Below are 23,761 nucleotides of genomic sequence, written 5' to 3'. Positions count from 1 at the left end.
TAAGGTTGTTTATAAACCAGAATCTCCTTCACCACTGAAATTACATGAATGATAATTATGTGGATTTGCTCTACTTCCATCTCCATGATTAGATGAGGTAGAGTTGTCATTTTTTTCTTTATTTTCTTTGAAAATAATGTGAATTAAATAAATTATAAAAGGTATAGGAATTATTAGTAATAGCATTTCTATATATGGTTTATATTCAATCATTTAATATCTTTTTTATAAAAATCATATAAATACATTATCTTTATTGTATTAGTAATTATACATAACTTTATCATATTATATTAATATAATAAGTTATTTACTGATAAGTGACTAATGTCCATGAAATTATTAAAAAAGATAAACTACAAATAAATATTAATAAGCAAAATAAGTTAATAAGAAATATGTTAATAGTTAATTTAAAAGTAAAGTTAATAGGTCTTTTAAAAATATATTTATAAGAAGTCACTTCTATTATTGTGAAAATGAGTGGTAATAGAATTAAGAATAACATATCGTTAGTATTAGAATTTACTAAATAAGAAATTCCTAAAAGTAAAATTATTACTGTAGATATTGTATTTGATGCGAGGAATAATTTAAACTGGTATATTTTTTTCAAAATAAAAATTTTTTTATAAAAATTTATTTTAATTAGTGTAATTATAAATACTGATAGTATCAAACCCGGAATACTTATATAGTATGGAGTACCTTGTCCTGCCCCAAGTAATAAATTTGGTAGTAAGAGCAAGTAGAAATTTTTTTTAATAATTACATCCTTTAAAAAGGTCATCTCTTTAGTTATAATTTCCATAATTATAAAAAAGAGTATAACTTAGTTTTAATAAAAACTCATTACAATTTTACAAACATTTTATATAGGAAGAAAAACTTGCCAAGATTAAAAAAAGCAACAAAAGAAGATATTCAGATTATTAAAGAAGCATTTCAAGAAAAATACAATGATGCTGTTACAGAGTTGGAGTATAAAAATGATTATGAATTACTTATTGCAATTATCCTTTCTGCTCAATGTACTGATAAAAGAGTAAATATTATAACTCCCGCACTTTTTGAAAAGTATCCTTCTGTTTTTGAACTTGCAGATGCAAATCTTGAAGATGTAAAAGATTTACTTAAATCATGTTCTTTTTTTAATAATAAATCAAAAAATATTATCAAAATGGCTCAAAGTGTAATTACTAATTATGGCGGCGATATTCCTCATGTTCAAAAAGAGCTTATGAAACTTGCAGGTGTTGGAAATAAAACTGCAAATGTATTTATGATTGAGTTTGAAGGTGCAAATCTTATGGCTGTGGATACACACGTTTTTAGAGTATCTCATAGGCTTGGTCTTTCATATGAGAAAACTGTAGAAAAAACAGAAGCTGATTTAGTGAAGAAACTAAAAGATGATTTACATATTTTTCATCAAGCCATGGTTTTATTTGGAAGGTATACTTGTAAAGCTATAAGCCCTGATTGTGATAATTGTTTATTCCCTCATGTATGTAAAACTACGAAGTCTTTTAAACCCCAATAAAGAGATACTTTAATATAATTCTCCTAATTATAAATTAGGAAGATAAATGATAATTACAAATATAGATTATATCCCTGAAAAAGAGATAAAAGAGCATTTAGGTATTGTGTCAGGTTCAACAGTTCGGGCTAAACATTTTGGTAAAGATTTGCTATCAGGAATTAAAAATATTTTTGGTGGTGAGTTAAAAGCATATACTGAGCTTCTTGGTGAATCTAGAGAAGAAGCAATAAAAAGAATGGAAGAACAAGCACAATCTTTAGGTGCTGATGCAATCATCAACGTTAGATTTTCTACTTCCTCTGTATCTTCTGGTGCTGCAGAATTATATGTGTATGGAACAGCAGTAAAGATTTAGTATGTATTATGATTTAGTCATTATTGTTGTACTTATTATACTTGGGTTTATTTTTGGTTCAATTGCTGAACGAAGACATTTTACTTCAATTAAAAAAAGAGAAGAAGAATATCTTTTTTTACCTATTCATACTTTTAAAAGAGCTACTATAGAAAATATTAACGAAGTGAAACTTGTGAGTGGAAATGTAGTTGTTTCAATTGATTACTTTAAACAGTTTTTCGCAGCATTAGTAAACTTCTTTGGTGGAAATATTCAAACCTATGAAACATTATTAGACAGAGCTAGAAGAGAAGCCATTTTAAGAATGAAGGAACAAGCTTTAGATTCTAAAGAAATAGCGAATGTAAAAGTAGAAACTAGTTCGATATCAAAAAATGCAAAAGGTGGAGTAGGTTCAGTTGAAGTTATAGCTTATGGTACAGCTATTTACTAATGAAATATATCCAAAAGCTACCTGATGAAAGTGTAAATGTTTCAAAAAACAATATTTTTTTTGAGACATTTAAATTTTTGTTTTCATTTCTAGTTTTATTTGCAATAGTCTATTTTAGTTTAATTGGTTTGAGTAATTTAATTGTTACAAACTTATCCTATGAAAATGAAAAAAAGCTTTTGACTTTTATAGATTTTGATATTAATAATACAACTGAAGATAAAAAACTTAGTAAAATTCTTGAAGATTTAAAATTATGTACTTCTTTAAAAAATGATTTAAAAGTAAGAGTTTTAGAATCTGATATACAAAATGCATTTGCTTTACCTGGTGGAACTATAATAGTAACTTCTGAACTTCTAAAAAATGCAAAAAGTGATAATGAACTATATTTTATTCTAGGTCATGAATTAGGACACTATATAAATAAAGATCATTTAAAAAGATTTGGACAAAGTATCGTAATGATGGGATTGAACTTAATTTTACCTAGTGATATGAATTTTTTATCAAGTAGTTCCTTTCAAATAACAAATTCTAAATATTCAAAAGAACAGGAGTTTGAAGCTGATAAAAATGGTTTGAATTTGATGTTCTGTTCTCTAAAAGATATGACAGACGCTAAGAGCTTTTTTGAAAGAATAAATAATATAGATAAAAGTAGTGAATTTTCATATATATTTGCCACACATCCTCATCCTTTAAATAGGATTGAAAATATAGAGTCTATAATCAATAGTCTTAAACAAAAAAATTAAATTTAAATCTAACTTAAACTTATAATAAACTTTATGATATAATATACTATAAAATTTAATATAAGGATAAGTTCATGGCTGAATATATAAAAGTTAAAGATGTTGTATTATCACAGTATTTTAGAGAAGACAAAATCACTATTACACATGTGGAAAAACCATATGGTGAATTTAGTAGTCCTGTTGCAAGAATTCATAGAGTTGAAAATGGTAAAAGAACAGGATTAATTGAAATTCCTTATGAAAATTTAGAAGATGTGATTGATGCTTTACGTAAAGCAGAGGATGTTAATGATAGTATTCCTCATAATGACATTCATGGTGATTTAAAGTCTGAAGTAGGTGGTGGAGCATAGAAAAGGTATATACCTTTTCTATATATTTTTTATATCACTGTTTTGTATTACAATCTTCTTTTAATGTATTTAAATTTTCAAAAATATATTCATCTTCAATTTTTTTAACTCTAACTTCCTTAGCAGTACAAAATAATTCTTTTCCATCTTTTTTAATAATATAGTCAAAAGTATAAAGAAAATTAACTTTTGAACTAACATTTTTATTGTTCAATCTCTCAAATGACAATTTTAAAATATTTACATTTTTTTCTTTCTCATACTTTTCTTTAAAAATCTTTGGTACTATTTCTTCTTGTTTATTTGATAAAAAAACTACTGTTATAATTGTAATAATAACGACTGATAATAAAATAACAATCTCTTTAGTTTCGAATTTATTGTTAACTTTATATATTATAAATGCAGCTAATGCAATTAATACTAAAGCAAATACCATAATTTGCATAATCTATTTCCTTTTTTTTAATCTGTTTTTAAAATCATTTGCTGATAAATACTTACCTGTTGAAGTAGTTTTAGGTAAAAATTCATCTTCTTCAGGTTTTTGATTTAATTTTTGTTTGTAAGCATCTTTAGATAAATATCTTTTATTACTTTGATTCCCCATAGATGAGGATACAGGTTTAATATCTTTTTTAACTTTATTTTTTGTATCTACTGATAAGTTTGTTATTAATTCAGATTTCAAATTTTCAAGTATATTTAAAACTGTAGGTAAATTTTTATCATTTACATCAATTGTAATCTTTGCCATTAACTATAATCCATTTTTTAAATTTAATAGGATTTTACCGATATTTAGATTAAAACTATGATAATTATATCAATGATTTACAGCTATTGCTTCCTCTGTAACAATAAAAGAACCCATTCCAAATAATATTGAACCAGATACTCTTTCTTGAATTATTTGCGCTTTTTTATTTTTAAGTAACCAAGACGAAATTTTACTAGAAAATATAGCAACAAGAATATCACAAGGTATTGCCGTAATTGTTACAATTAGACCTAAAATAAAAAGTTGTAATGAAATTGACCCAGTTTCAGGAGAAACAAATTGAGGTAATAATGCAATAAAAAATAGAGCTGTTTTTGGATTTGTTACTTCAACAATAATACTCTCTTTAAAAACAGTCATCAATGGTTTTGTATTTGTTTTTATAACTTTTTCATTATTCATAGAATTACTATTTTTCCAATAACAATATCCCAAATAAATTAAATAAGCCGCACCTGCTAGTTTTACTATAGTATAAAGAGTTGGTGAGTATTTAAAAAGTGCAGATAATCCAAGTACGGTTGCAAATACATGAATCATACTACCAACAGCTAATCCCATTGCAGCAACAATACCACCTCTTACACCTTGAGCAATAGCTCTTGCCATAACATATAAATTTGATGGACCAGGGGAAATATTCATTAACATAGCTGCCGCTGTAAATGTAAGTAAAACTTCTATTGATATCATACTAACCTCATAATTCTAATGATATGATTATATCAAGTGATGATAAAAAACAAATGAAAATATTAATCAAAATCCATTCTAACTTGAGTTTGTCCTGTAGTACAGAACTCTTCGTCTATTTGTTTTGCAATTTCTAAGAAGTTTATTCCTTGAACTTCTTTAAGACCTTTCATAATTTGTTTTTTACCATTTACTAACTCTTTTGATTTTATACCATGAGAAATAGATAATGAGGCTTCAACAAAGGCAGAAAGTTTATCACACTGTTTAAGTGCTACACCATCTATAGCATTGTATTTATCCATATTATATTTTGATACATCTTCAACTTTTTCAATTTTATTTTCATAGATTCTATTTTCAAATTCATCTTTTCCATCTTCAAATAAACCTAGGATATAACAAAAGTCATCATGCATCGAGTTTGGAATATTTGGTAATATTTCTTCATTTATTTTTTTGATTTCATATTCTGCAATTATATCTGATAAGTCATCCACTGAATATTTCACAGGTGTAATGATATCTCTAGTTAGTGCTTCTGGTAAATCATGAAATAATGAAACAAAAAAGTTGTTTTCTAACCTTTTATCACAAGCATTTACTTCAAGTGAATAAAAGTAAGAAAATATTGCAACTGTAAGCATGTGACCTAGTACCGATGTTTCTGGAACTCTTGGTGTTTGAGCCCATCTTTTTTGAAATCTAAGTCTTCCACTTAAGTCAACAATTTTTGCAAGCTTTTTATTTAAAGCAATTTTACGAACACCAATTAATTCGTAATAATCCTCAATCTCTTCTTCTACACTTTTTTTAACATCTTCAATATCTGAAAGAAAAGCTGAAGTTTGATATACAATTGAGAACTCCCATTTTGTAGATAAATATGAAGCAGCTTTTAATATAAAGCGTTCTTTTTTATACATATTTGGATTATTTAAATAGTCTTCAAATTTTTGTAAAAAGTTTCCGTTATCAATATCTTTTAATGAAGTATTTAAATTCGCAATAACCCAAGAATTTATCTCTTTGGCTCTTTTTTGTAAAGCATTTCTAAATACATCTGGACGTATGTCTGTTACAACTACTCTTCGTAAAAATTCATAAATACCTGCTTCAATCAAGTGTGTATAGTTTATATCTTTTTCAAATTTTGCAATAAAATATGCAATAATAAATTTATGAGCTTGTTTATCTAATTCAACTAGTTCAACCATCCGTGGATAATCATTCCACCTTTGAATAGAAGCTGAAGAAAATACATAATCAATTATCTTAGGGTTTATCATTAGTTATCTTTTTTGTCTTTATTATTTGTTCCATCATCAGAAAAGAACATCATTTTTTTGCCTAGCATCATTAGTGCAACAACAACTCCTACAACTACATATGCTACCCATGGTTCTCTCATAAATATTCCTTATTTAAGCTCTACAACTTCCAAAAAGTTTATTGATTTTTTCTACTCTGCCTTCATGTCTTCCACCTTCGAAAGAGGCTTTATCCCATGCATCAATAATAGCTTCAACTATACCAAATCCAGAAACTCTTTCTCCTAGACAAATAACATTTGCATCATTGTGTTCTCTTGCCATTTGTGCTGAGTATTCGTTATGACAAAGTGCAGCTCTAATTCCATCAAATTTATTTGCTGCCATTGACATGCCAATACCTGAACCACAAATTAAAATACCTTTGCTATTTTCATTTGATAATACCTCTTTACAAAGTTTTGCAGCAAAATCTGGATAATCAACTCTATCTTTAGTATTTGGTCCTAAGTCAATTACTTCATGACCTCTTGCTTCGAATAGTTCTTTTACATAAGCTTTAATATCAATACCTGCATGGTCAGCTGCTATAAAATATTTCATTTTAATAAATTCCTTTTTCATGGTTGATTTCTAATTCTTTTCCAGACATATCTTCTTCTAAACTACTAACAGTTCTAAAAACTCTATCCCATCTAATAACTTTGTCTTTACTCCATGAGAAATAAATAAACCAAGGTTTACCTACTACATATTTATACGGAACTGTTCCCCAAAATCTTGAGTCATTAGAATGGTCTCTATTATCTCCCATCATAAAAGTTTCATCTTCAGGTATTTGAATAGGTCTCATATCAAATAGTTGATAAGGTTGTAATCCATCTTTTACTACTTTAGGGTCATTATGAATACCTGGGTGTTCAAGTTTATAAGGGTTTTTGACAAAAAGTTTTCCACCAGCTTCTACAATATTCTCTTTTGGGTAGTTTTCTTTAACGTATTCATTCCCTTCTACTGGATGTAAATACAGATCTTTATTATTTAACATAATAATATCACCACCAGTTGCAACAGCTCTTTTTACGTAATGAATCGAGTCATTTTTTGGATATCTAAATACTACAATATCTCCACGTTTTGGCCTATTGCCTTCTATTAAATGTCCATTATCATTAAAATCAGGTAATACTTGTAATTCAATCCATGGTATTCTTGGCGTTGGAACTCCATATGAAAATTTCTTAACAAAAAGCATGTCACCTATTAGTAAAGTATTTTTCATACTTCCACTTGGAATAACAAATGCTTGTGCAATAAAAAATATAATTGTTAGAACAATTACAATTGTACCAGTCCATGAACTAGACCAGTTATATAGTTTTCTTAACATTAATTATTTTCTCTTTTTTCTCTTAATTTTGCAGCTTTAACTGTATTCTTTAAAAGCATTGCGATAGTCATTGGACCAACTCCCCCAGGTACAGGAGTAATGTATGAACATTTATCTTTACAAGCTTCATAATCAACATCACCAACAAGCTTTCCACTTTCTAATCTATTAATACCAACATCAACAACAATTGCACCTTCTTTTACCATATCTTCTGATACTAAATTTACTCTTCCTGCTGCAACTATTAGAATATCTGCATTTAGTGTATGTGATTTTAAATCTTTAGTTTTTGAGTTACAAACTTGAACAGTAGCTTTTGCATTTATCATAAGTGCTGCCATTGGTTTTCCAACTATATCAGATGCTCCAATGATACATACATTTTTTCCAACTAAATCAATGTTGTACTCTTCAAGCATTCTCATAACACCAAAAGGTGTTGCTGGTAAAAATGCATCAAGGTTAGATACCATTCTTCCTACATTGTATGGATGGAAACCATCAACATCTTTTTGTGGGTCAATTGCTTCTAAGATAGTTGTTGTATCAACTTGTGGAGGTAGTGGTAGTTGAACTAAAATTCCATCGAGGTTTGGATTTTTATTCATTCTGTCAATAATATCTAATATTTCATTTTGTGAAATTGTATCTGGCATTTCATGTACAACAGAATAAATTCCTGCATTTTTACATGATTTTGCTTTCATCCCTACGTAAGTTGCACTTGCTGCGTCATTCCCTACTAAAATTACAGCTAGTCCTGGAGTAATATGTGTTTTATTTTGAAGTTCTTCAACTTCAACTTTTACTTCTTCTTTTATTTTATTTGATAATGCTTTACCGTCAAGTACTGTCATTGATTTTTAGCCTCATATTTATTTAATTTTAGGTTGATATAATATCCAAAATTTTTTTACATAAAGGTTAAGATTGAAACACCTTCTTTTGATGTTCTTTTTAGTCTCTTTTTCTACTGCTCAAGAGATAGATAATTCTTTTATCACTCAACTTGAATATGGTGAAATGCTTTATAAAAATCCAAGAGGTGTTGGTTGTATTAAATGTCATAAAAAAGCAGATAAAAGTGTAGTCATTGCTAAGTATAAAGAAATAGATAAAAAAACAAAAAAACTTGTAGAAAAATCAATTGTTGTACCGGCAATAAATAAAGTAAGTTTTGAGAAATTTGTAGAAAAAATGAAAGCTGATAAAACTGAATCAAAAGTAATGCCTACGTATTTTTTAACTGATGATGAATTAAAATCTCTTTATTATTATATTAAAAACATAAATAAAAAATAAAACTTATAGTTTCATTAAACTAACTTTTATAAAACTTTTTATATAATCACGCCTCAAATAAAAACACAAAGGATCGTTATGTTAGAGGGTATCGTAAGAGATAGTATGACAAAACAAGCAACTAAAACTTTAAGAAGAGATGGTTACTTAGTAGCAAATATCTACGGAAAAGGTTTAGAAAACGTTAGTGCAGCATTCAAAAAGAATGATTTCATTAAATATTTAAGAAATAAAGAAACAATTGCATTTGATGTAAATGTTAGTGGAACAGTTTTAAAAGTAGTAGTACAAGAGTATCAAAAATGTCCAATTACTTCTGATTTATTACATGTTGATTTAATGGTTGCTCAACCAGGTGTAAGAACTTCTTATAAAGTTCCTGTAGCTGTTGAAGGTACACCAAAAGGTCTTAAAAATAAAGGTCTTTTCATTTACCATAAAAAGAGAGTTCCAGTTAAATGTACAATTGAAAACTTACCACAAGCTTTCAACTTACAAGTAGCTGACCTTGATACTGGTCACTCAATCTTAGTAAGAGATTTAGTAATGCCAGAAGGTGTTGAGTGTTTCTTAGACCCAAGAGTTCCTGTTGTAGGTGTTATTAAAGCTAAGTAATTAGTAATGCATTTAATAGTAGGTCTTGGCAATATTGGTGAAAGATACCAATTAACACGGCACAATGTAGGCTTTTTAGTTATCGATGAGATAACTAAAAGTCTTACAACTTCAAATATAAACAAAGCTAACTTTCAAGCAGATGTTTTAAAATCAGGATACAACTTATTTGTTAAACCAAAAACTTATATGAATCACTCAGGTGATAGTATAGTTTCTATCAAAGAATATTATAAAATTGATATGGAAGATATTATTGTAATACATGATGATTTAGATTTACCATTTGGAACTGTAAAGTTTAAAATTGGTGGTGGCCATGGCGGACACAATGGTTTAAGATCAATTGATTCTCATATAGGAAAAGATTATATAAGAGTTCGAATTGGTATTGGTAAACCAGAAAATAAAGCAGATGTAGCAAATTATGTATTATCAAACTTTTCAAAAGAAGAATTAAATAAATTAGAAGGTATAATCTCTCATACTATTAAAGCAATAGATGCACTTAAAAGTGATGATATTGTTGAAGTAAAATCAAAATTTACATTGAAATAAATGAGCATATTAACCAAATATATTTTAAAAAAATATCTATTAAATTTTATTATTGTTTTAGTATCTTTACAACTTTTTTTTGTTGGAATGGATTTTTTACAAAACTCTAAAGACTTGCCTAGTTCTGCCAACTTACAACTTTTATACTTAATGTATAATGGATTTTTTACACTAACACTTACTTTGCCATTATCTTTAGTCTTTGGTTGGATTTTAACCTTAGTTATATTTGTGAGAAACAATGAGTTAGTTGCTTTTACATCTTTAGGTGCGAAGAGATTTAATATTTATTCACCAGTTGTATTAGTTTCAGTTGTCTTGTTATTAGTTCTTATGTCAATACAAATGACTCCTATGGCTTATTCTTATGAACAGAAAAAGAAAATTTTAGATGGAAATTATTTTACAAATACAAAATCAGATATTTTTTTAAAATATGATGATAATTATATTTACTTTAAAAAGTTATTACCTCTTAAAAAACAAGCAGAAGATATTCATATTTATAAAATAAAAGATGATGACATTGTTGAAACAATTATTGCTAAGAAAGCCTATTTTCAAAATGATAAATGGTATGTTGTAGATGCAAAAATAGTAAAGAAACCAAAAGAGTTAAATTTTGAAACTTCTAAATTAGAAGTAAGATATGAAAAATTTTTAAATACATTAGAAGGGTTTAAACCAAAAATTTTGGATAATGTATATGAAGAAAAGTCTAGTTTTTCAATTATTGATGCTATTTCAGCTTTAGATTTATTGTCAAAACAAAATGTTAATACAGATAAAATTAGAGCTGCAATTTATTATGAAATTGTAATTCCCCTTTTTATTTTACCCTTGATAATGCTTATTTTTGTGTATACTTCATATAATAGAAGATTTTTTAATATTGGTTCTTTTACATCATTTTCTATTTTTGGAACATTAATAGTTTGGGGTGTTTTCTTTATGTTATATAAGTTTTCAAATAGTGGTGTAATGAAACCAGAATTTTCATTATTATTGCCAATGCTAGGGTGGTTCTTGATATCATTTATAATTTATAGGAAAAAGAATAAAATATAATGGAAAAGATAAAAGCATATGGAATTTTACTTTATAAGATAGAAAAAAAATCTATTAAAGTTTTGTTATGTAAGTCTGTAAAAAGCCTTGATAAATGGGGTTGTTTAAAAGGTATGCAAAGTGGAACTGAAACTGCAAAAGAGTGTGCAAAAAGAGAGTTTCATGAAGAGTGTTCAATTAAAGTAGAAACTTATCTTTTTGAAGACTATTTTTATCAAGAGAATAATGAAAAAGATGTTGGTATTTGGATTGTAAATGCTAATAAAATAAAAGGTCTTGACGATTACTTTTTAGATGAAAAATTACATGATAATTATTTGTCATGGGAAAACTCAAAAGTTAAATTTTTTGATATAAAAGAGTTACCTAATATAAAAAAGAAACAAATTGAATTAGTCTCTGAGATTAAGGATTTTTTGCAAAATAAGAATCAATTCCATTAGCAATACCAAGAGCTAATTTTTTTTGATACCTAGTCTCGTATAATCTTCGACCTTCTTCTTTATGTGATATATAACCAATCTCAATTAAAATTGATGGCATTTGAGCTCCAACTAGAACCCAAAAAGGACCTTCTCTAACTCCACCATCCACAGCATCTTTATATAATGATCTTGCAGTAAATAGTATATTTCTTTGTGTATCAATAGCAAGTTTTTGCGAAGCTGTTATTCTTGGTCTATTTAAAGATTCTAAAAATACATTTTTTGTTGAATAACTCATTGTTCTTATATCTGATTTATTTTCTTTTGCTGCAACTCTTTTTGCTCTCTCACTTCTTGCAGGACTTAGAAAAAATGTTTCTATTCCTCTTGCTTCATGAATTCTACTTTTGTGTGCTGCATTTGCATGGATAGATAAAAATATATCAGCTTTCTTTTTATTTGCCAATATAGTTCTATTTTTTACTTTTATAAATCGGTCATTGTTTCTTGTTAAATAAACTTTATAGCCTCTTTTTTTTAAAATAGACTCTAAGTATTTGGTTACTTTAAATACAACAACTTTTTCATATCTCTTTCCTTTTCCAACTGCACCAACATCTTTCCCTCCATGTCCTGCATCAAGTACTATGACTCTATTTTGACCAGTTTTAATAACTTTTGGAGATTTTGATATTTTTGCTTTACTTGTACTTTTTTTTGATGATTTGTTTTTTAAGTTTAATACACTTATTGTAAGTCTTTTTTTATTTACACTATATACCGTTTTTAGATTTATTTTATCCTCAAATAAAATTCTAAGAGTGTTGTATTTCTCTTGTTTTATAACAATTTGTTTTACACCAGATATTCTTAATTTTGTAGGATGTGCATCTTTAAAACGTCCTTTTATATCATATATATCTTGATTTGCATTTTTGACTTTTTTTTCGAAAAATCTTACATAGTCTTTTGTTATATTTGTATTAAATTCTATAGTGATTTTATTATCTTTTGAAACTACTGATTTTATTGTATATTGTGATTTATTTGTATCTATTTTAGAAATTTTAGGTTTTTTTATTTTAGTAATCTTCTTAATTTTAATAGGCTTTGTTATTTTTATAGGTTCTATTCTTGATTTATTATTGATTGTACCGTTGTATTTCTTTAACTCTTTTTCATATTTAGTAATATTTTTTTTTAATTTCTTTCCAGATGAAACTAGAATCTTTAGGTTTTTTATTTCTAAGTCTTGATTATTATTTAGGACAGCTTTTAAATATCCTACTCGAGCATTATTATATTCACGCAATAAGTTTTCATTTGCATGAAGAAAGTTAAAAGATAAAAATAGAAGAACTAGGAGAATAAATTTATTAAAAATTTTATTCTCCTTTTGTTAGTTTTTCCATTAATTCATGAACAGAAATGATTTTATTTAATTTATAACCATTTGAACCAGTAAAGAAAAGTCCTGTATCTAAATCACCTTGGTAGGCAGCACCCAATCTATCAGCAATACAATATCCAACGGCTTTCGCTTCTACACCTCTATTACATGGTGCAACACAGTTCGAAATACATTGTACTTTTGGTGCAGTATCATTTTCTATTGAAGTTTGTAAATTAGTAACAACTCTTCTTGCTGGTAATCCTACAGGAGATTTTCCTAATTTAATATCTTCTTCTTTTGCATTTAATAATACATTCTTTAATGTAGCATCGGCATCACATTCAAATGTTCCAATAAATCTTGTTGCCATTTGTACTCCAGTACAACCCATGTCAATAAATTTATCAATGTCATTTTTATCCCAAATTCCACCTGCTGCGATAATTGGAATATCTTCACCCCAATTTTTTGATTCTTCAATAACTGGACCTACAATATTCTCTAATTGGAACTCTTCTTTAAAACAGTCTTCATATTTAAATCCTTGGTGTCCACCACTTAAAGGACCCTCAACAATAATTGCATCTGGAACTTTGTTATATTTTTTCCATTTTTTACAGATTAGCTTTAAAGCACGTGCAGAAGATACAATTGGAACTAGTGCAACTTCTGGGTAATTTTGTGTAAATTCTGGCATATTTGTAGGTAATCCAGCTCCTGTAATGATAATATTTATACCTGCTTCACAAGCATCTTTTACCATTCTTCCATAGTCATTACATGCATATAAAATATTACAAGCTAAAGGAGCATCTCCACAAATTTTTCTTGCATTTTCTACAATTTCAAAAAAAGAATCTCTAGAGTAAAAGTTCATAACATCTTTTGGTTTATCTTTTCTCATTTCAACATGTACATTTTCACTTTTATTTCGGTAATAACCAGTACCTACTGAAGAGATAACTCCAAGGCCACCTTCTTTACTAACATTTCCAGCTAATTGGTCCCAGCTAATTCCAACACCCATTCCACCTTGTATAATTGGATGTTTTATTTCATATTTTCCTATTTTCAAAACTGGCCTTTTATTTTATTATTATCTTAGCGAAATTCTTTTTACCTTTTTGTAAAATGTATTCCCCAGCTTCTAAATTTAGTTTATCATCATTTACTTTTTCTTGATTTAAACTAACTGCATTTGCTTTTACATCACGTCTTGCTTGTGAAGTTGAATTAACTAATTTACTATCAACTAAAGCTTGACAAATCCAAATACCACTTTCAAGTTCATATTCTGGTATATCTGTTGGTATATCTTTTTTTGCAAATACTTTTTTAAACTCTGCTTTTGCAGTTTCCCCTGAACCTTCTCCATGAAATCTATCAACAATTTCAATAGCAAGAGAATCTTTTACATCTTTTGGATGTAAAGTTTTATTTTTCACACCTTCTTGTAATTGCTCAATCTCTTTTAAAGATCTAGTTGAAAGAAGTTCAAAATATCTCCACATAAGTTCATCTGAAATAGATAGTACCTTTCCAAACATATCAAAAGCTTCATCTGTTACACCAATATAATTATTTAAGGATTTTGACATTTTTTGAATTCCATCTAATCCTTCAAGAATTGGCATCATTAATACTGCTTGTTGTTTTCCAGTATTATAAGCTTTTTGTAAAGTTCTTCCCATAAGTAAATTAAACTTCTGGTCTGTTCCTCCAAGTTCTATATCCGTATTCATAGCAACTGAATCATAACCTTGAAGTAATGGATATGTAAATTCACTTACTGCAATTGGAGTGTTTGATGCATATCTTTTAGCAAAATCATCACGTTCAAGCATTCTTGCAACTGTTAAGTTTGACGCAAGTGAAATCATTCCTCCTGTTCCTAATTCTTTTAACCATTTAGAGTTAAACATTACTTCAGTTTTTTCTGGGTCTAAAATTTTAAATACTTGTTCTTTATATGATTTCGCATTTTCTAGAACATCATTTTCACTTAAAACTTTTCTTGTTTCACTTTTACCTGTAGGATCACCTATTGTTGCAGTAAAATCTCCTATAAGAAATTGAACAATTCCTCCAAATCTTTGGAATGTAGCAAGCTTTTGAATAAGTACAGTATGTCCTAAATGTAAATCAGGTGCAGTAGGATCAAAACCTGCTTTGACGTAGAAGTTAACACCATTTTCATAATAGTTCTTTAATAATTTTTCAATACCTTCTAAATCAATTATTTCAGCTGTTCCTCTTTGTATTTCAGCTAGGGCCTCTTTGATTTTCTCTTCCATTTATCCTCTTCTCTTCCTATTTATTATATGCATCTTTTTTTGAAAAAAACTCAATTACTTTTGCTTTTTTCTCGATGATTCTTCTTACTTCTTCTATATTTGAATTATTTACTTCAAATTCTATATCACAATATTGTCTATATGAATGTTTTTCTCTACCATAATCAACAGATAGAATATATCCTTCATATTGGCTCATATAACTTAATAATCTTGCTAATTCACCTTTAGTATTTGGTAAACTTACAACCATTTTATAATGATACAAAGTGTCTTTTGTCCATTTACAAAATAGCATATCATCTGTAGACATGATTTTTTTATAAGCTTTATCACACATTTTGTGATGAATTAAAGCTTTATTTCCATCCTTAAAAGCTACGATTTCATCGGCAAATTTGGGGTGGCAACAGTGGTCAAATGATACAGAATTTATACTAAAATTCGAATATATAAGTATATTGTCAAATTTATGTTTTTTGATTTTACTTGTATATATTTTAAATCTAGCTACAAAACCTTGTTCTTTAATGATTTTTTTCTCAATTTGATGTTTAACGTGTTTAAAATAATCAAGTATTTGAGGTATTTTATGTAAAGAATCAGTTTTTATTATTGATGTTATATTTTTGATATATTTTGAAAAAACTGTATTAACAATATTTCTTCCACTTAACTCATCAATTTCTTTTTGTCTTTGAGAACATAAAAGTCTTATTTGTTTTTTTGCTCGGTTTGTTTTAACCATATCATTCCATGAACATCTAGGAATTGCATAATCAACAGTTTTAATAGCTACAATATCAGAACTATGTAGTTCTGTTAAAAGTGGTTTTTTCACTTTATTAATATAACACTCTATGGCATTTTTCCCAACATCAGTATGAACTGCATATGCAAAGTCATAGGCAGTAGAACCTCTAGGCAAATTAAAAGTATCTCCGTGTGGTGAATATACTACAATTTCTTCAGAATAAAGATCTTCTTTTGTATCTGCATAAAATTCTTCAATATTGTCATTTGAGTATTCTAATGACTTAAGCCAATTAAGATTTGGTTGCTGTTTTGCTCCACTTTTATACATCCAGTGAGCAGCAATCCCATATTCTGCAACTTTATTCATTTCAAAAGTTCTGATTTGAACTTCATAAATTTTTGAATTGTAAAATACTGTTGTATGAATAGTTTGATAACCATTCTCTTTTGGAGTTGATACATAATCTTTAAATCTAGAAATCAAAGGTTTATATTCTAAGTGTAAAAATCCTAAGATTTTATAACAGTCAATATCATTATCTACTAAAATCCTAATTGCAAAAAGGTCAAGTACTTCATCCATACTTACACCTTTTCTTTGCATTTTTAAATATATAGAGTAATAGTGTTTTATTCTAGAAAATATTTGAACTTTATTTAAATCAAAACCATTTTTTTCTAATAGATTTTTTGTTGATGATATAAACTTATTAAATGTAAGTTGTATTGCATGCTGATGTTCTTTTATAAAATCATCAATTCTTTTATATTCTTCTGGGTATATATAAAAAAATGCTAAGTCTTCAAGCGTATTTTTAACTGTTGATATACCGAGTCTATGAGCAATTGGAACATAAACTACAAGAGTCTCTTCTGCTATTCTTAGTTGTTTATTTGCAGGCAAAGCTGCTAGTGTTAACATATTATGAAGTCTATCACAAAGTTTTACTACTAAAACTCTTACATCATCAATTGATGCAATAAGCATTTTTCTAAAAGTCATTGCTGAAGATAGTAATTTTTTATTTGAACTTGAAGGTATTAATTCATGCTCTCTAATTTCATCAATTTTTGTAAGACCATCAACCATATGAGCAATGTCTTCACCCCATTTATTCTTTACAAAATCTAAATCATATTTTGTATCTTCTACAACATCATGTAAAAGTGCAGTTGCAATAATATCTTCTTCGTTTGAAAAGTGTGAAGCAATAGAGGCAACTAATATTGGATGAACACAATAAGGTTCACCGCTTTTCCTAAACTGACCTTCATGTGCTTGGATTGTGAAATCAACAATTTCTTGAAGTTTTGGAGTAATACTAGCTTCATTTTGCAGAAGTGAGACAGCATCATCAATATTGTTGATGCTCTCTATTTTTTGAATAAAAGGATCCATTCTTTCCCTTAATAATTGTAAAAAATTTTACTTTTACAATTATTCTTTATTTACTAATCCTTCAATCTTTAAAAGACCTTCTGCAATTTCATCAATTGCAATATCAGTATATTTCATATTTTGTGTATTTTGTTCTAATAAAGGTTTTGCACCTTTACTTAATTCATCTGCTCTTTGCCCAACAGCAATAGCAAGAATATATCTATCGTTATTTGTTCTTTTTAAAGCTTTTGACATTCGTTCTTCTAATCTCATTATATTCCTTTTATATTATTTTACAATTGAACATTTTGTATAATCACCCTTGATTATACTTAATAAGTTCCCTTTTTCATTCATATTAGCAACAACTATTGGCAGTTGATTATCTTTTGCTAAAGCAATTGCAGTATCATCCATAACTTTAATATGGTCTTCTAATGCTTGGTCATAAGAAATTGTATCTAATTTAACCGCATCTTCAAACTTCATAGGGTCTTTATCATAAATACCATCAACTTTTGTTGCTTTAATTAACATTGAAGCATCAATTTCTGTTGCTCTTAATGTTGCAGCAGTATCAGTTGTAAAGTAAGGGTTCCCTGTACCAGCACTGAAAATTACAACTCGACCTTTTTCTAAGTGTCTCATAGCTTTTCTTACAATAAATGGTTCAGCAATTTGTTCCATTTTAATAGCTGTTTGTAATCTTGCACTCAAACCTTTATGTTCTAAGGCTTCTTGCATAGCAATACCATTTACAACAGTAGCTAACATACCCATATAGTCAGCACTTGTTCTTTTAATAACACCATCAGCAGCAGCAGTAACACCACGAACAATGTTTCCTCCACCAATAACTATTCCAACTTCAATATCATTATTTACTAAATCTTTAATCTCTTCGGCAATATAATCTAAGATTTGAGTGTTTATACCGTAACCCTCATCACCAGCTAACGCTTCACCAGAAAATTTTACTAGTACTCTTTTATTCATAGTGTTCCTTTAATTATTGTGCGATTTTATCTAAAAATTCCTAAAAAAATAGTTAATTAATATCATATTAGCTTAATGACCATTCATAAAATGGCAAAACATTTACTTCTATATTTTGATGAAAAAATTGCTCATCATTTGATACTGTGATAATAAAAAGTTCTTTTATTTTATATTCATCTACAATCTTATAAATTTTTTTTAATTGAGATTGCATCATAAAAGAGTTAAAAAATGGGATTGAAACTATTGCAAGTTTTTTTGAAGGTATAAAAAAATCTATATAGTCTAAATAATATATATCTTTGTATTTATTAATTAATTCACAAAAGATAATATTTGTTAACTCATTTTTAAATTTCTTTTTATGTGTAATTGCACTTAAAAATGCAGGATTATAAGAGTATATTTTTTTAGTTGCTTTTTTTTGTTCATATTTTTCAATAAAATAGACAATTTTATTTTTTTCAAAATATTTACACTCTTCATAAAATTTATCTTTTGATATTTTAATTTTATTTTTAAGGGCTAAATATAGCTGATTTAAGGACTTTTTTTCATCAATATTTAGAAATAATATCTTTAGTATCTCTTGAGATGTTTTGTCTTTATTTATAAGTATTATTAAATCATGTAATCTATTAAAAGTATGTATTTCATCAATATTAACAACACCTGGAAGATTTCCATTTTTCAAATAGTTATTAAATGTTTGTGTAATATTTTGATTTTTTTTATCATGTAATAAATACTCTTCAAAATCTAAAGGAGTTAGAAATAATTTTTTATAACCTTTTAAAGTTGTATCTAGTTTTGTGGATATTATTACACTTTCACAAAAAGGTATTTTAAAATCAAATTCAAAGTTTTCTAAAACAATAACTTTGATTTTATTTCTAAAAACATACTCTTCTAAGTTTTTTTCAATTTCATCTTTTTCATTTCTATAATCACTAAAATCTATATAAATATAATCTTCTTGATTGTAGTTTGATAAGTAATCAAATATTAAAAAACTTTTACCAGATTTTGGAGGTCCAGTTATAATAGTTCGTGGATGGTTTATCTTTATTTTTCTTTCAATAAAGTTTATTTTTGAGAATTCTAGTTCATGGCAAAATTCAAGAGTAGTCATTTTCTATTTTCATATAGAATAATAGCTTCTTTGATTGCATTTATATAACTTTTTGTATTTAACTTTCTATCATTTTTATAAGCTATATCAAAAGCAGTTCCATGATCAACTGAAGTTCTTATTATAGGAAGATTTAGACTTACATTTATACTTTGATCAAAATATAAAGCTTTTAATGGTGCTAATCCTTGATCATGATACATTGCTACAAAGTATTTATAGTTTTTTCTTGACATTGGTGAAAACGCTGTATCTGGAACCATAGGCCCTTTGAAAATATCTTTCTTCAGTTTTTTATTTGCGTTTCTAATTGCTTTGAATATTTCTACTTCTTCATCACCTAAAACACCATTGTCACTTGCATGAGGGTTTAATCCTAATACACCGATTTTTTTAGCTTTTACGCTTTTGTAAAAATCTAGTAAAAATTGAGTTAAATCTTTTTCGTCTATTTTTTTAGCAACTTTTTTTAAAGCTATATGCTCTGTAAATAAAGATACAAACATTTTTTTACAGCCTAACATCATAATTGCATTTTTCCCAAAAAAGTCTCTTAATACTTCAGTATGCCCTTTATATTTGATATTAGCTTTGTTCCATGATTCTTTGTTTATTGGTAAAGTAACAATAGCTGAAACTTTTTCTTTATTTGCTAAATTAATAGCTTCCATAAATGAGTCATATGAAAATCTTCCAGCTCGTTTAGAAACTTGCCCTGGTTTAATTTCAAAATCACCTTTGATATTATATGTTTTAAAATCTTTTGGAATAGATATTTCTAAAAGTTTAGAACTTTTTTTTAGCATATCTTTATTTATACAGTAAATGGGATTACATAATGTAGATATTTTTTCATGGGATTTTAATGCAATTTCTATGCCTATACCGTTTAAATCACCTACAGATATTGCTATGTTAGGCTTTTGGTTCATATAAGTTCTTTCATGTCTTTTATTGCTGTTTCAAGTCCTGTAAATACAGATCTTGCAATAATACTTTGCCCTATATTTAACTCTTCTATTGTTTTAATTGAAGAAATTTTTGTAACATTTTGATAATTTAATCCATGTCCTGCAGCAACTTTTAGATTAAGTTCTTGTGCTAAACTAGCAGCTTTTTTTATCTCTTTTCTACTGTTGTTTAGTAGTTTCTTTAATTCATTTCTAGGTAATTCTAACTCTTTAATACTATGGTGAGAGTTTGAAAGGTTTCCATGAAGCATTGCATAAATATTTGCAAAAGCTCCTGTATGAAGCTCAATCCATTCAACTTTTAATTTTGAACTTAATTCAATCATGTTTTTATCTGAGTCAATAAAAAGTGATACTTCAATTTCATTTTCATGAAGTTTTTTTACAGCTTTTTTAATTCTATCAAAACTTCCTTCTAAATCTAAACCACCTTCTGTTGTAACTTCTTCTCTTTTTTCTGGAACAAGTGTTGCTCTTGCTGGTTTTAATTTGCATACAATATCAATAATCTCTTCATCAATTGCACATTCTAGGTTTACTGGTAAAGAAGATTGCTCTATTATAACCTTTGCATCATTATCATGTATATGACGTCTATCTTCTCTTAAATGAATAGTAATTTGATCAGCGCCCCCAAGTTTACAAATTCCAAGTGCATCAAGTGGATTTGGGTCATTTATTTTTCTAGCTTCTCTTAATACTGCAATATGGTCAATATTTACTCCAAGTAACAATTTTAATCCTTTATGCTAAATCATTTAATGTTGCAATATTTGCAGCAAGTTTGTTATGTACTTCTAAATACTCATCTTCTGGTTTACTATCAGCTACTACTCCTGCTCCTGCTTGGAAAATTACTTTATCTTCTGTAAGCATTGTAGTTCTAATAGTAATTGCACTATCCATATTTCCATCAAATCCAAAATATGCAATACTTCCTGAATAGAAATTTCTTTTTATTCCTTCAAATTGGGCAATTAATTCCATTGCTCTAATTTTTGGAGCTCCTGTCATAGTTCCCGCTGTAAATGTAGCAGCAAATAAATCAAACATGTCATATTTTTCATCAATAATAGCTTCAACATCTGAGACAATATGCATTACATGTGAGTATCTTTCTATTCTCATTAAATCAGTAACTTTTACTGTCCCAGGACGTGCAACCCGTCCAATATCATTACGTCCTAAATCAACTAACATTAGATGTTCTGCTCTTTCTTTTACATCATTTATTAGTTCGATTTCCATTTCGATATCTTTATCTAAAGTTTTCCCTCTTTTTCTTGTTCCTGCAATTGGTCTTAAAAGTAAATGTCCATCTACAAGTTTTATCATAACTTCTGGAGAACTTCCTGCAATTGAAAAGTTTTCATATTCTAAGAAAAATAGATATGGACTAGGGTTTTTACTTCTTAATGCTCGATAAAAACTTAAGTGGTCTACTTTTGCTTTTTGTATAAATCTATTTGACATAAGAATTTGAAATACATCACCTGAACGTACCATTTCTTTAGATTTTGCAACCATTTGAAAAAACTCTTCTTTTGTAAAATTGAATTTTCCTTCATCTATCAAAGTTGCTTTTTTAAGTGGTGTGTATGTATATGGAGTAAATAACTCTTTTTCAATTCTTTCTAAATCATCTTTTTTAGAATCAACTGAAGTAACCATAATTAATTTAGAAGTTTTATGAGAAAATCCTAAAACAATATTTGGCCTTATTAGATCTAAATCTGGAATATTTAATTGGTCTATTAAATTATTCATAGACTCTTTTAGTTTTGGTTCAAACTCTTTTCCAATATCATAACCGATATTGCCAATGAATCCATCAACTAAACCAATTCCAAGTTCGGCAGCTTTTTGTTTATAAAATTGCTTATCAAACTCTTTATAATATTTTTGTAAAAATTTAAGTGGATTTGATTCTACTTCTTTTACAGTTCCTTCTTCATTTTTATAGAAACAGGTATTGTTTTCGTACCAAACTCTTTCACGTTCCCCAATAGCTATAAATGAGTAGTTCCCATCAGCAGAATTGATTGTACTTTCAAATAAAAAAGTGATTTCATTTTTATATAAGTTTTTAACTTTTTCGTAGATCGAAACAGGAGTGAATTGATCTAGAAAAAGTTCTTTTGAATAAAATTGCATTAATAATTTGCCTTAAAATGTTAATATAAATGCTCCAGAAATATTTAGTTTTTTCTTAATATTTTCTGTTGCTAATTTTGCTTGTCCTCTTGATTGATATGGCCCAATTAATACTTTGTGAAACAATTTATTGTTAATTGTTACTTTATATACTTTATATTTGAAACCTTTTTTTGTTATATCACTAAGATATTTGTTATTTGGCATTTTTGAGAATGCTCCAACTTGAACAAATGTCCCTTTTGGTGAAGTTGTTATACTTGAGTTTTTAGCCGGCTTAGGAGTAGCCTTTTTAACTACTGGTGTAGTTTTTTTAACTTCTTTTTTTACGATTGGTTTTGGCTTTTCTTTCTCAACTTTTTTTTCTATTTTAGGTTCAACTAAAGCTTTTTTCTTTGGAGGAACATAGATTGGTTCAGTCTTTTTTATTTCAAAAACATCTGGTTTTGCTTCTTTAACTGCTTCTTCAATCTCTTTTTCTTCAATTTTTTGAAGATTTAGTTTTTCATCAATTTTTTCTTCTTTGATTACTTCTTTTTCATTTTCATTTTTTATATTTTTTAATTTTTCATTTATGATTTTTTGATATTGTTCTTCAATATTCTCATTTTCTAAAACTTTTTCACTAGCTGTGTTTTGAGATTTAGAAAAAGAGTCATCTTTTGTAGAATCATTATTTAATAGGCGAATGATTATGATTGTTAATAAAAATAAAATTACTAAAATTAAACCAAGTACTAGGTATTTTTTCTTATTTATTTCATTAGAAGTTGGAGATTTACCAAGCATGATATCACTGTATTCTTGTTCTTCTTGAATCTCAATTTCTCTATCAAGTCTAGGAGGAACTGTTTTTTCAGGTTCCTCATAGATTGACTCAGCATTGTTTATTTCATTTAATCTTTGTTCAATCTCTTCTTTTTCTTGTTTAAGTTGAACTTTTTTTATAAATTCTTCGCCTCTAATTTCCATAAAATATCCTTAAGTTAACAAGTTTTATAATTGTCTTTGAATTTAGTTTCTAAATCCTAATAAGTCGAATGATTGTAAATAACAAAATTACGAGCTAAAGCTTTTAACTCTTCTTTAATAGAAGATTGTAATTGAGTATTTTCAATATCATC

General features: G+C 27.4%; 30 protein-coding genes. 10 read left to right on the top strand and 20 right to left on the bottom strand.

Annotated features, from left to right (window positions below; all coding sequences use genetic code 11):
* Positions 1-9: 9 nt before the first annotated feature.
* The gene (locus tag BT997_RS08295) at positions 10-213 is read right to left on the bottom strand and encodes a hypothetical protein (RefSeq protein ID WP_072681131.1); all 204 of its coding nucleotides are present in this window, start codon (positions 211-213) and stop codon (positions 10-12) included.
* Between the two features lie 676 nt (positions 214-889).
* Here BT997_RS08295 and nth point away from each other — a divergent pair.
* The 5 genes from nth (at position 890) to BT997_RS08270 (ending at position 3,451) form a co-directional block, all read left to right on the top strand.
* Positions 890-1,543 (top strand): endonuclease III, encoded by a 654-nt coding sequence (nth, locus tag BT997_RS08290; RefSeq protein ID WP_072681128.1) that lies wholly within the window; start codon positions 890-892, stop codon positions 1,541-1,543.
* A 46-nt stretch (positions 1,544-1,589) separates the two neighbouring features.
* Complete coding sequence (locus tag BT997_RS08285; protein WP_072681126.1) at positions 1,590-1,901, top strand: YbjQ family protein; 312 nt, start codon at positions 1,590-1,592, stop codon at positions 1,899-1,901.
* A gap of 1 nt (position 1,902) precedes the next feature.
* Positions 1,903-2,337 (top strand): YbjQ family protein, encoded by a 435-nt coding sequence (locus BT997_RS08280; protein ID WP_072681124.1) that lies wholly within the window; start codon positions 1,903-1,905, stop codon positions 2,335-2,337.
* The gene (locus BT997_RS08275) at positions 2,337-3,095 is read left to right on the top strand and encodes a M48 family metallopeptidase (RefSeq protein WP_072681122.1); all 759 of its coding nucleotides are present in this window, start codon (positions 2,337-2,339) and stop codon (positions 3,093-3,095) included. Before BT997_RS08280 ends, BT997_RS08275 begins: the two co-directional genes overlap by 1 nt.
* 74 nt (positions 3,096-3,169) lie before the next feature.
* On the top strand, positions 3,170-3,451 hold the full coding sequence (locus BT997_RS08270) for a hypothetical protein (RefSeq protein WP_072681120.1): 282 nt from the start codon (positions 3,170-3,172) through the stop codon (positions 3,449-3,451).
* A gap of 34 nt (positions 3,452-3,485) precedes the next feature.
* Here the strand turns inward: BT997_RS08270 and BT997_RS08265 are convergent, their stop codons facing one another.
* The 8 genes from BT997_RS08265 to folD form a co-directional block, all read right to left on the bottom strand.
* On the bottom strand, positions 3,486-3,899 hold the full coding sequence (locus BT997_RS08265) for a hypothetical protein (RefSeq protein WP_072681118.1): 414 nt from the start codon (positions 3,897-3,899) through the stop codon (positions 3,486-3,488).
* Positions 3,900-3,902: 3 nt separating this feature from the next.
* Positions 3,903-4,208: a hypothetical protein gene (locus BT997_RS08260; protein ID WP_072681116.1), complete on the bottom strand. Its 306-nt coding sequence runs from the start codon at positions 4,206-4,208 to the stop codon at positions 3,903-3,905.
* A gap of 69 nt (positions 4,209-4,277) precedes the next feature.
* Complete coding sequence (locus BT997_RS08255; protein WP_072681114.1) at positions 4,278-4,925, bottom strand: LysE family translocator; 648 nt, start codon at positions 4,923-4,925, stop codon at positions 4,278-4,280.
* A gap of 62 nt (positions 4,926-4,987) precedes the next feature.
* Positions 4,988-6,214, bottom strand: coding sequence for an HD domain-containing protein (locus tag BT997_RS08250; protein ID WP_072681113.1), 1,227 nt, complete (start codon positions 6,212-6,214; stop codon positions 4,988-4,990).
* Entirely contained in the window at positions 6,214-6,336 is a 123-nt protein-coding gene (locus BT997_RS15710; protein WP_258239461.1) for a hypothetical protein, read from the bottom strand. The genes BT997_RS08250 and BT997_RS15710 overlap by 1 nt, the downstream gene beginning before the upstream one ends.
* A 13-nt stretch (positions 6,337-6,349) precedes the next feature.
* The gene (rpiB, locus tag BT997_RS08245; RefSeq protein ID WP_072681111.1) at positions 6,350-6,799 is read right to left on the bottom strand and encodes a ribose 5-phosphate isomerase B; all 450 of its coding nucleotides are present in this window, start codon (positions 6,797-6,799) and stop codon (positions 6,350-6,352) included.
* A 1-nt stretch (position 6,800) separates the two neighbouring features.
* Positions 6,801-7,586, bottom strand: a complete 786-nt coding sequence (gene lepB / locus BT997_RS08240; protein WP_072681110.1) for a signal peptidase I — start codon at positions 7,584-7,586, stop codon at positions 6,801-6,803.
* A complete protein-coding gene (gene folD, locus BT997_RS08235) occupies positions 7,586-8,446 on the bottom strand; it encodes a bifunctional methylenetetrahydrofolate dehydrogenase/methenyltetrahydrofolate cyclohydrolase FolD (RefSeq protein WP_072681107.1) in 861 nt (286 codons plus the stop codon). The genes lepB and folD overlap by 1 nt, the downstream gene beginning before the upstream one ends.
* 73 nt (positions 8,447-8,519) lie before the next feature.
* Between folD and BT997_RS08230 the strand changes: the two genes are divergently transcribed.
* The 5 genes from BT997_RS08230 to BT997_RS08210 all read left to right on the top strand — a co-directional run bounded on the left by BT997_RS08230 (position 8,520) and on the right by BT997_RS08210 (position 11,575).
* Positions 8,520-8,891 (top strand): c-type cytochrome, encoded by a 372-nt coding sequence (locus BT997_RS08230; RefSeq protein WP_258239460.1) that lies wholly within the window; start codon positions 8,520-8,522, stop codon positions 8,889-8,891.
* A gap of 78 nt (positions 8,892-8,969) precedes the next feature.
* A complete protein-coding gene (locus tag BT997_RS08225; protein WP_072681105.1) occupies positions 8,970-9,506 on the top strand; it encodes a 50S ribosomal protein L25/general stress protein Ctc in 537 nt (178 codons plus the stop codon).
* A gap of 6 nt (positions 9,507-9,512) precedes the next feature.
* Positions 9,513-10,064 (top strand): aminoacyl-tRNA hydrolase, encoded by a 552-nt coding sequence (gene pth, locus BT997_RS08220; protein ID WP_072681103.1) that lies wholly within the window; start codon positions 9,513-9,515, stop codon positions 10,062-10,064.
* A complete protein-coding gene (locus BT997_RS08215) occupies positions 10,065-11,132 on the top strand; it encodes an LptF/LptG family permease (protein ID WP_072681101.1) in 1,068 nt (355 codons plus the stop codon).
* Positions 11,132-11,575 (top strand): NUDIX domain-containing protein, encoded by a 444-nt coding sequence (locus BT997_RS08210; RefSeq protein WP_072681099.1) that lies wholly within the window; start codon positions 11,132-11,134, stop codon positions 11,573-11,575. The genes BT997_RS08215 and BT997_RS08210 overlap by 1 nt, the downstream gene beginning before the upstream one ends.
* Here the strand turns inward: BT997_RS08210 and BT997_RS08205 are convergent.
* The 11 genes from BT997_RS08205 to BT997_RS08155 all read right to left on the bottom strand — a co-directional run bounded on the left by BT997_RS08205 (position 11,538) and on the right by BT997_RS08155 (position 23,609).
* Positions 11,538-12,869: an N-acetylmuramoyl-L-alanine amidase gene (locus BT997_RS08205; protein WP_174247218.1), complete on the bottom strand. Its 1,332-nt coding sequence runs from the start codon at positions 12,867-12,869 to the stop codon at positions 11,538-11,540. The two genes, BT997_RS08210 and BT997_RS08205, sit on opposite strands and share 38 nt — an antisense overlap.
* 73 nt (positions 12,870-12,942) lie before the next feature.
* Positions 12,943-14,025: a nitronate monooxygenase gene (locus BT997_RS08200; RefSeq protein ID WP_072681095.1), complete on the bottom strand. Its 1,083-nt coding sequence runs from the start codon at positions 14,023-14,025 to the stop codon at positions 12,943-12,945.
* A 10-nt stretch (positions 14,026-14,035) separates the two neighbouring features.
* Positions 14,036-15,244, bottom strand: coding sequence for a tyrosine--tRNA ligase (gene tyrS, locus BT997_RS08195; RefSeq protein WP_072681093.1), 1,209 nt, complete (start codon positions 15,242-15,244; stop codon positions 14,036-14,038).
* A 16-nt stretch (positions 15,245-15,260) separates the two neighbouring features.
* Positions 15,261-17,399: a bifunctional (p)ppGpp synthetase/guanosine-3',5'-bis(diphosphate) 3'-pyrophosphohydrolase gene (locus BT997_RS08190; RefSeq protein ID WP_072681090.1), complete on the bottom strand. Its 2,139-nt coding sequence runs from the start codon at positions 17,397-17,399 to the stop codon at positions 15,261-15,263.
* A 39-nt stretch (positions 17,400-17,438) separates the two neighbouring features.
* Positions 17,439-17,654, bottom strand: coding sequence for a DNA-directed RNA polymerase subunit omega (locus BT997_RS08185; RefSeq protein ID WP_174247217.1), 216 nt, complete (start codon positions 17,652-17,654; stop codon positions 17,439-17,441).
* A 15-nt stretch (positions 17,655-17,669) separates the two neighbouring features.
* Positions 17,670-18,377 carry a UMP kinase gene (gene pyrH / locus BT997_RS08180; RefSeq protein WP_072681086.1) on the bottom strand — a complete coding sequence of 236 codons (708 nt, stop codon included), beginning with the start codon at positions 18,375-18,377 and terminating at the stop codon, positions 17,670-17,672.
* A 67-nt stretch (positions 18,378-18,444) separates the two neighbouring features.
* The gene (locus tag BT997_RS08175; RefSeq protein ID WP_072681084.1) at positions 18,445-19,512 is read right to left on the bottom strand and encodes an AAA family ATPase; all 1,068 of its coding nucleotides are present in this window, start codon (positions 19,510-19,512) and stop codon (positions 18,445-18,447) included.
* The gene (gene pdxA / locus BT997_RS08170; protein ID WP_072681082.1) at positions 19,509-20,444 is read right to left on the bottom strand and encodes a 4-hydroxythreonine-4-phosphate dehydrogenase; all 936 of its coding nucleotides are present in this window, start codon (positions 20,442-20,444) and stop codon (positions 19,509-19,511) included. The genes BT997_RS08175 and pdxA overlap by 4 nt, the downstream gene beginning before the upstream one ends.
* Complete coding sequence (locus BT997_RS08165) at positions 20,441-21,217, bottom strand: pyridoxine 5'-phosphate synthase (protein ID WP_072681080.1); 777 nt, start codon at positions 21,215-21,217, stop codon at positions 20,441-20,443. The genes pdxA and BT997_RS08165 overlap by 4 nt, the downstream gene beginning before the upstream one ends.
* Before the next feature lie 10 nt (positions 21,218-21,227).
* Positions 21,228-22,637, bottom strand: coding sequence for an anthranilate synthase component I family protein (locus BT997_RS08160; protein WP_072681079.1), 1,410 nt, complete (start codon positions 22,635-22,637; stop codon positions 21,228-21,230).
* 12 nt (positions 22,638-22,649) lie between these two features.
* Positions 22,650-23,609: an SPOR domain-containing protein gene (locus BT997_RS08155; RefSeq protein WP_072681077.1), complete on the bottom strand. Its 960-nt coding sequence runs from the start codon at positions 23,607-23,609 to the stop codon at positions 22,650-22,652.
* Positions 23,610-23,761 lie beyond the last annotated feature (152 nt).

Source organism: Arcobacter sp. LA11, assembly GCF_001895145.1.
Classification (GTDB): Bacteria; Campylobacterota; Campylobacteria; order Campylobacterales; family Arcobacteraceae; genus Halarcobacter.
This window is presented reverse-complemented; position numbering and strand designations above follow the sequence as displayed.

What these genes read in the sequence shown, in the direction of transcription:
- BT997_RS08295 (WP_072681131.1), bottom strand. Translation starts at nt 213, where the DNA reads ATGATTGAATATAAACCATATATAGAAATGCTATTACTAATAATTCCT.
- BT997_RS08285 (WP_072681126.1), top strand. Translation starts at nt 1,590, where the DNA reads ATGATAATTACAAATATAGATTATATCCCTGAAAAAGAGATAAAAGAG.
- BT997_RS08280 (WP_072681124.1), top strand. Translation starts at nt 1,903, where the DNA reads ATGTATTATGATTTAGTCATTATTGTTGTACTTATTATACTTGGGTTT.
- BT997_RS08275 (WP_072681122.1), top strand. Translation starts at nt 2,337, where the DNA reads ATGAAATATATCCAAAAGCTACCTGATGAAAGTGTAAATGTTTCAAAA.
- BT997_RS08270 (WP_072681120.1), top strand. Translation starts at nt 3,170, where the DNA reads ATGGCTGAATATATAAAAGTTAAAGATGTTGTATTATCACAGTATTTT.
- BT997_RS08265 (WP_072681118.1), bottom strand. Translation starts at nt 3,899, where the DNA reads ATGCAAATTATGGTATTTGCTTTAGTATTAATTGCATTAGCTGCATTT.
- BT997_RS08260 (WP_072681116.1), bottom strand. Translation starts at nt 4,208, where the DNA reads ATGGCAAAGATTACAATTGATGTAAATGATAAAAATTTACCTACAGTT.
- BT997_RS08255 (WP_072681114.1), bottom strand. Translation starts at nt 4,925, where the DNA reads ATGATATCAATAGAAGTTTTACTTACATTTACAGCGGCAGCTATGTTA.
- BT997_RS08250 (WP_072681113.1), bottom strand. Translation starts at nt 6,214, where the DNA reads ATGATAAACCCTAAGATAATTGATTATGTATTTTCTTCAGCTTCTATT.
- BT997_RS15710 (WP_258239461.1), bottom strand. Translation starts at nt 6,336, where the DNA reads ATGAGAGAACCATGGGTAGCATATGTAGTTGTAGGAGTTGTTGTTGCA.
- rpiB (WP_072681111.1), bottom strand. Translation starts at nt 6,799, where the DNA reads ATGAAATATTTTATAGCAGCTGACCATGCAGGTATTGATATTAAAGCT.
- lepB (WP_072681110.1), bottom strand. Translation starts at nt 7,586, where the DNA reads ATGTTAAGAAAACTATATAACTGGTCTAGTTCATGGACTGGTACAATT.
- folD (WP_072681107.1), bottom strand. Translation starts at nt 8,446, where the DNA reads ATGACAGTACTTGACGGTAAAGCATTATCAAATAAAATAAAAGAAGAA.
- BT997_RS08225 (WP_072681105.1), top strand. Translation starts at nt 8,970, where the DNA reads ATGTTAGAGGGTATCGTAAGAGATAGTATGACAAAACAAGCAACTAAA.
- pth (WP_072681103.1), top strand. Translation starts at nt 9,513, where the DNA reads ATGCATTTAATAGTAGGTCTTGGCAATATTGGTGAAAGATACCAATTA.
- BT997_RS08215 (WP_072681101.1), top strand. Translation starts at nt 10,065, where the DNA reads ATGAGCATATTAACCAAATATATTTTAAAAAAATATCTATTAAATTTT.
- BT997_RS08210 (WP_072681099.1), top strand. Translation starts at nt 11,132, where the DNA reads ATGGAAAAGATAAAAGCATATGGAATTTTACTTTATAAGATAGAAAAA.
- tyrS (WP_072681093.1), bottom strand. Translation starts at nt 15,244, where the DNA reads ATGGAAGAGAAAATCAAAGAGGCCCTAGCTGAAATACAAAGAGGAACA.
- BT997_RS08190 (WP_072681090.1), bottom strand. Translation starts at nt 17,399, where the DNA reads ATGGATCCTTTTATTCAAAAAATAGAGAGCATCAACAATATTGATGAT.
- BT997_RS08185 (WP_174247217.1), bottom strand. Translation starts at nt 17,654, where the DNA reads ATGAGATTAGAAGAACGAATGTCAAAAGCTTTAAAAAGAACAAATAAC.
- pyrH (WP_072681086.1), bottom strand. Translation starts at nt 18,377, where the DNA reads ATGAATAAAAGAGTACTAGTAAAATTTTCTGGTGAAGCGTTAGCTGGT.
- BT997_RS08175 (WP_072681084.1), bottom strand. Translation starts at nt 19,512, where the DNA reads ATGACTACTCTTGAATTTTGCCATGAACTAGAATTCTCAAAAATAAAC.
- pdxA (WP_072681082.1), bottom strand. Translation starts at nt 20,444, where the DNA reads ATGAACCAAAAGCCTAACATAGCAATATCTGTAGGTGATTTAAACGGT.
- BT997_RS08160 (WP_072681079.1), bottom strand. Translation starts at nt 22,637, where the DNA reads ATGCAATTTTATTCAAAAGAACTTTTTCTAGATCAATTCACTCCTGTT.
- BT997_RS08155 (WP_072681077.1), bottom strand. Translation starts at nt 23,609, where the DNA reads ATGGAAATTAGAGGCGAAGAATTTATAAAAAAAGTTCAACTTAAACAA.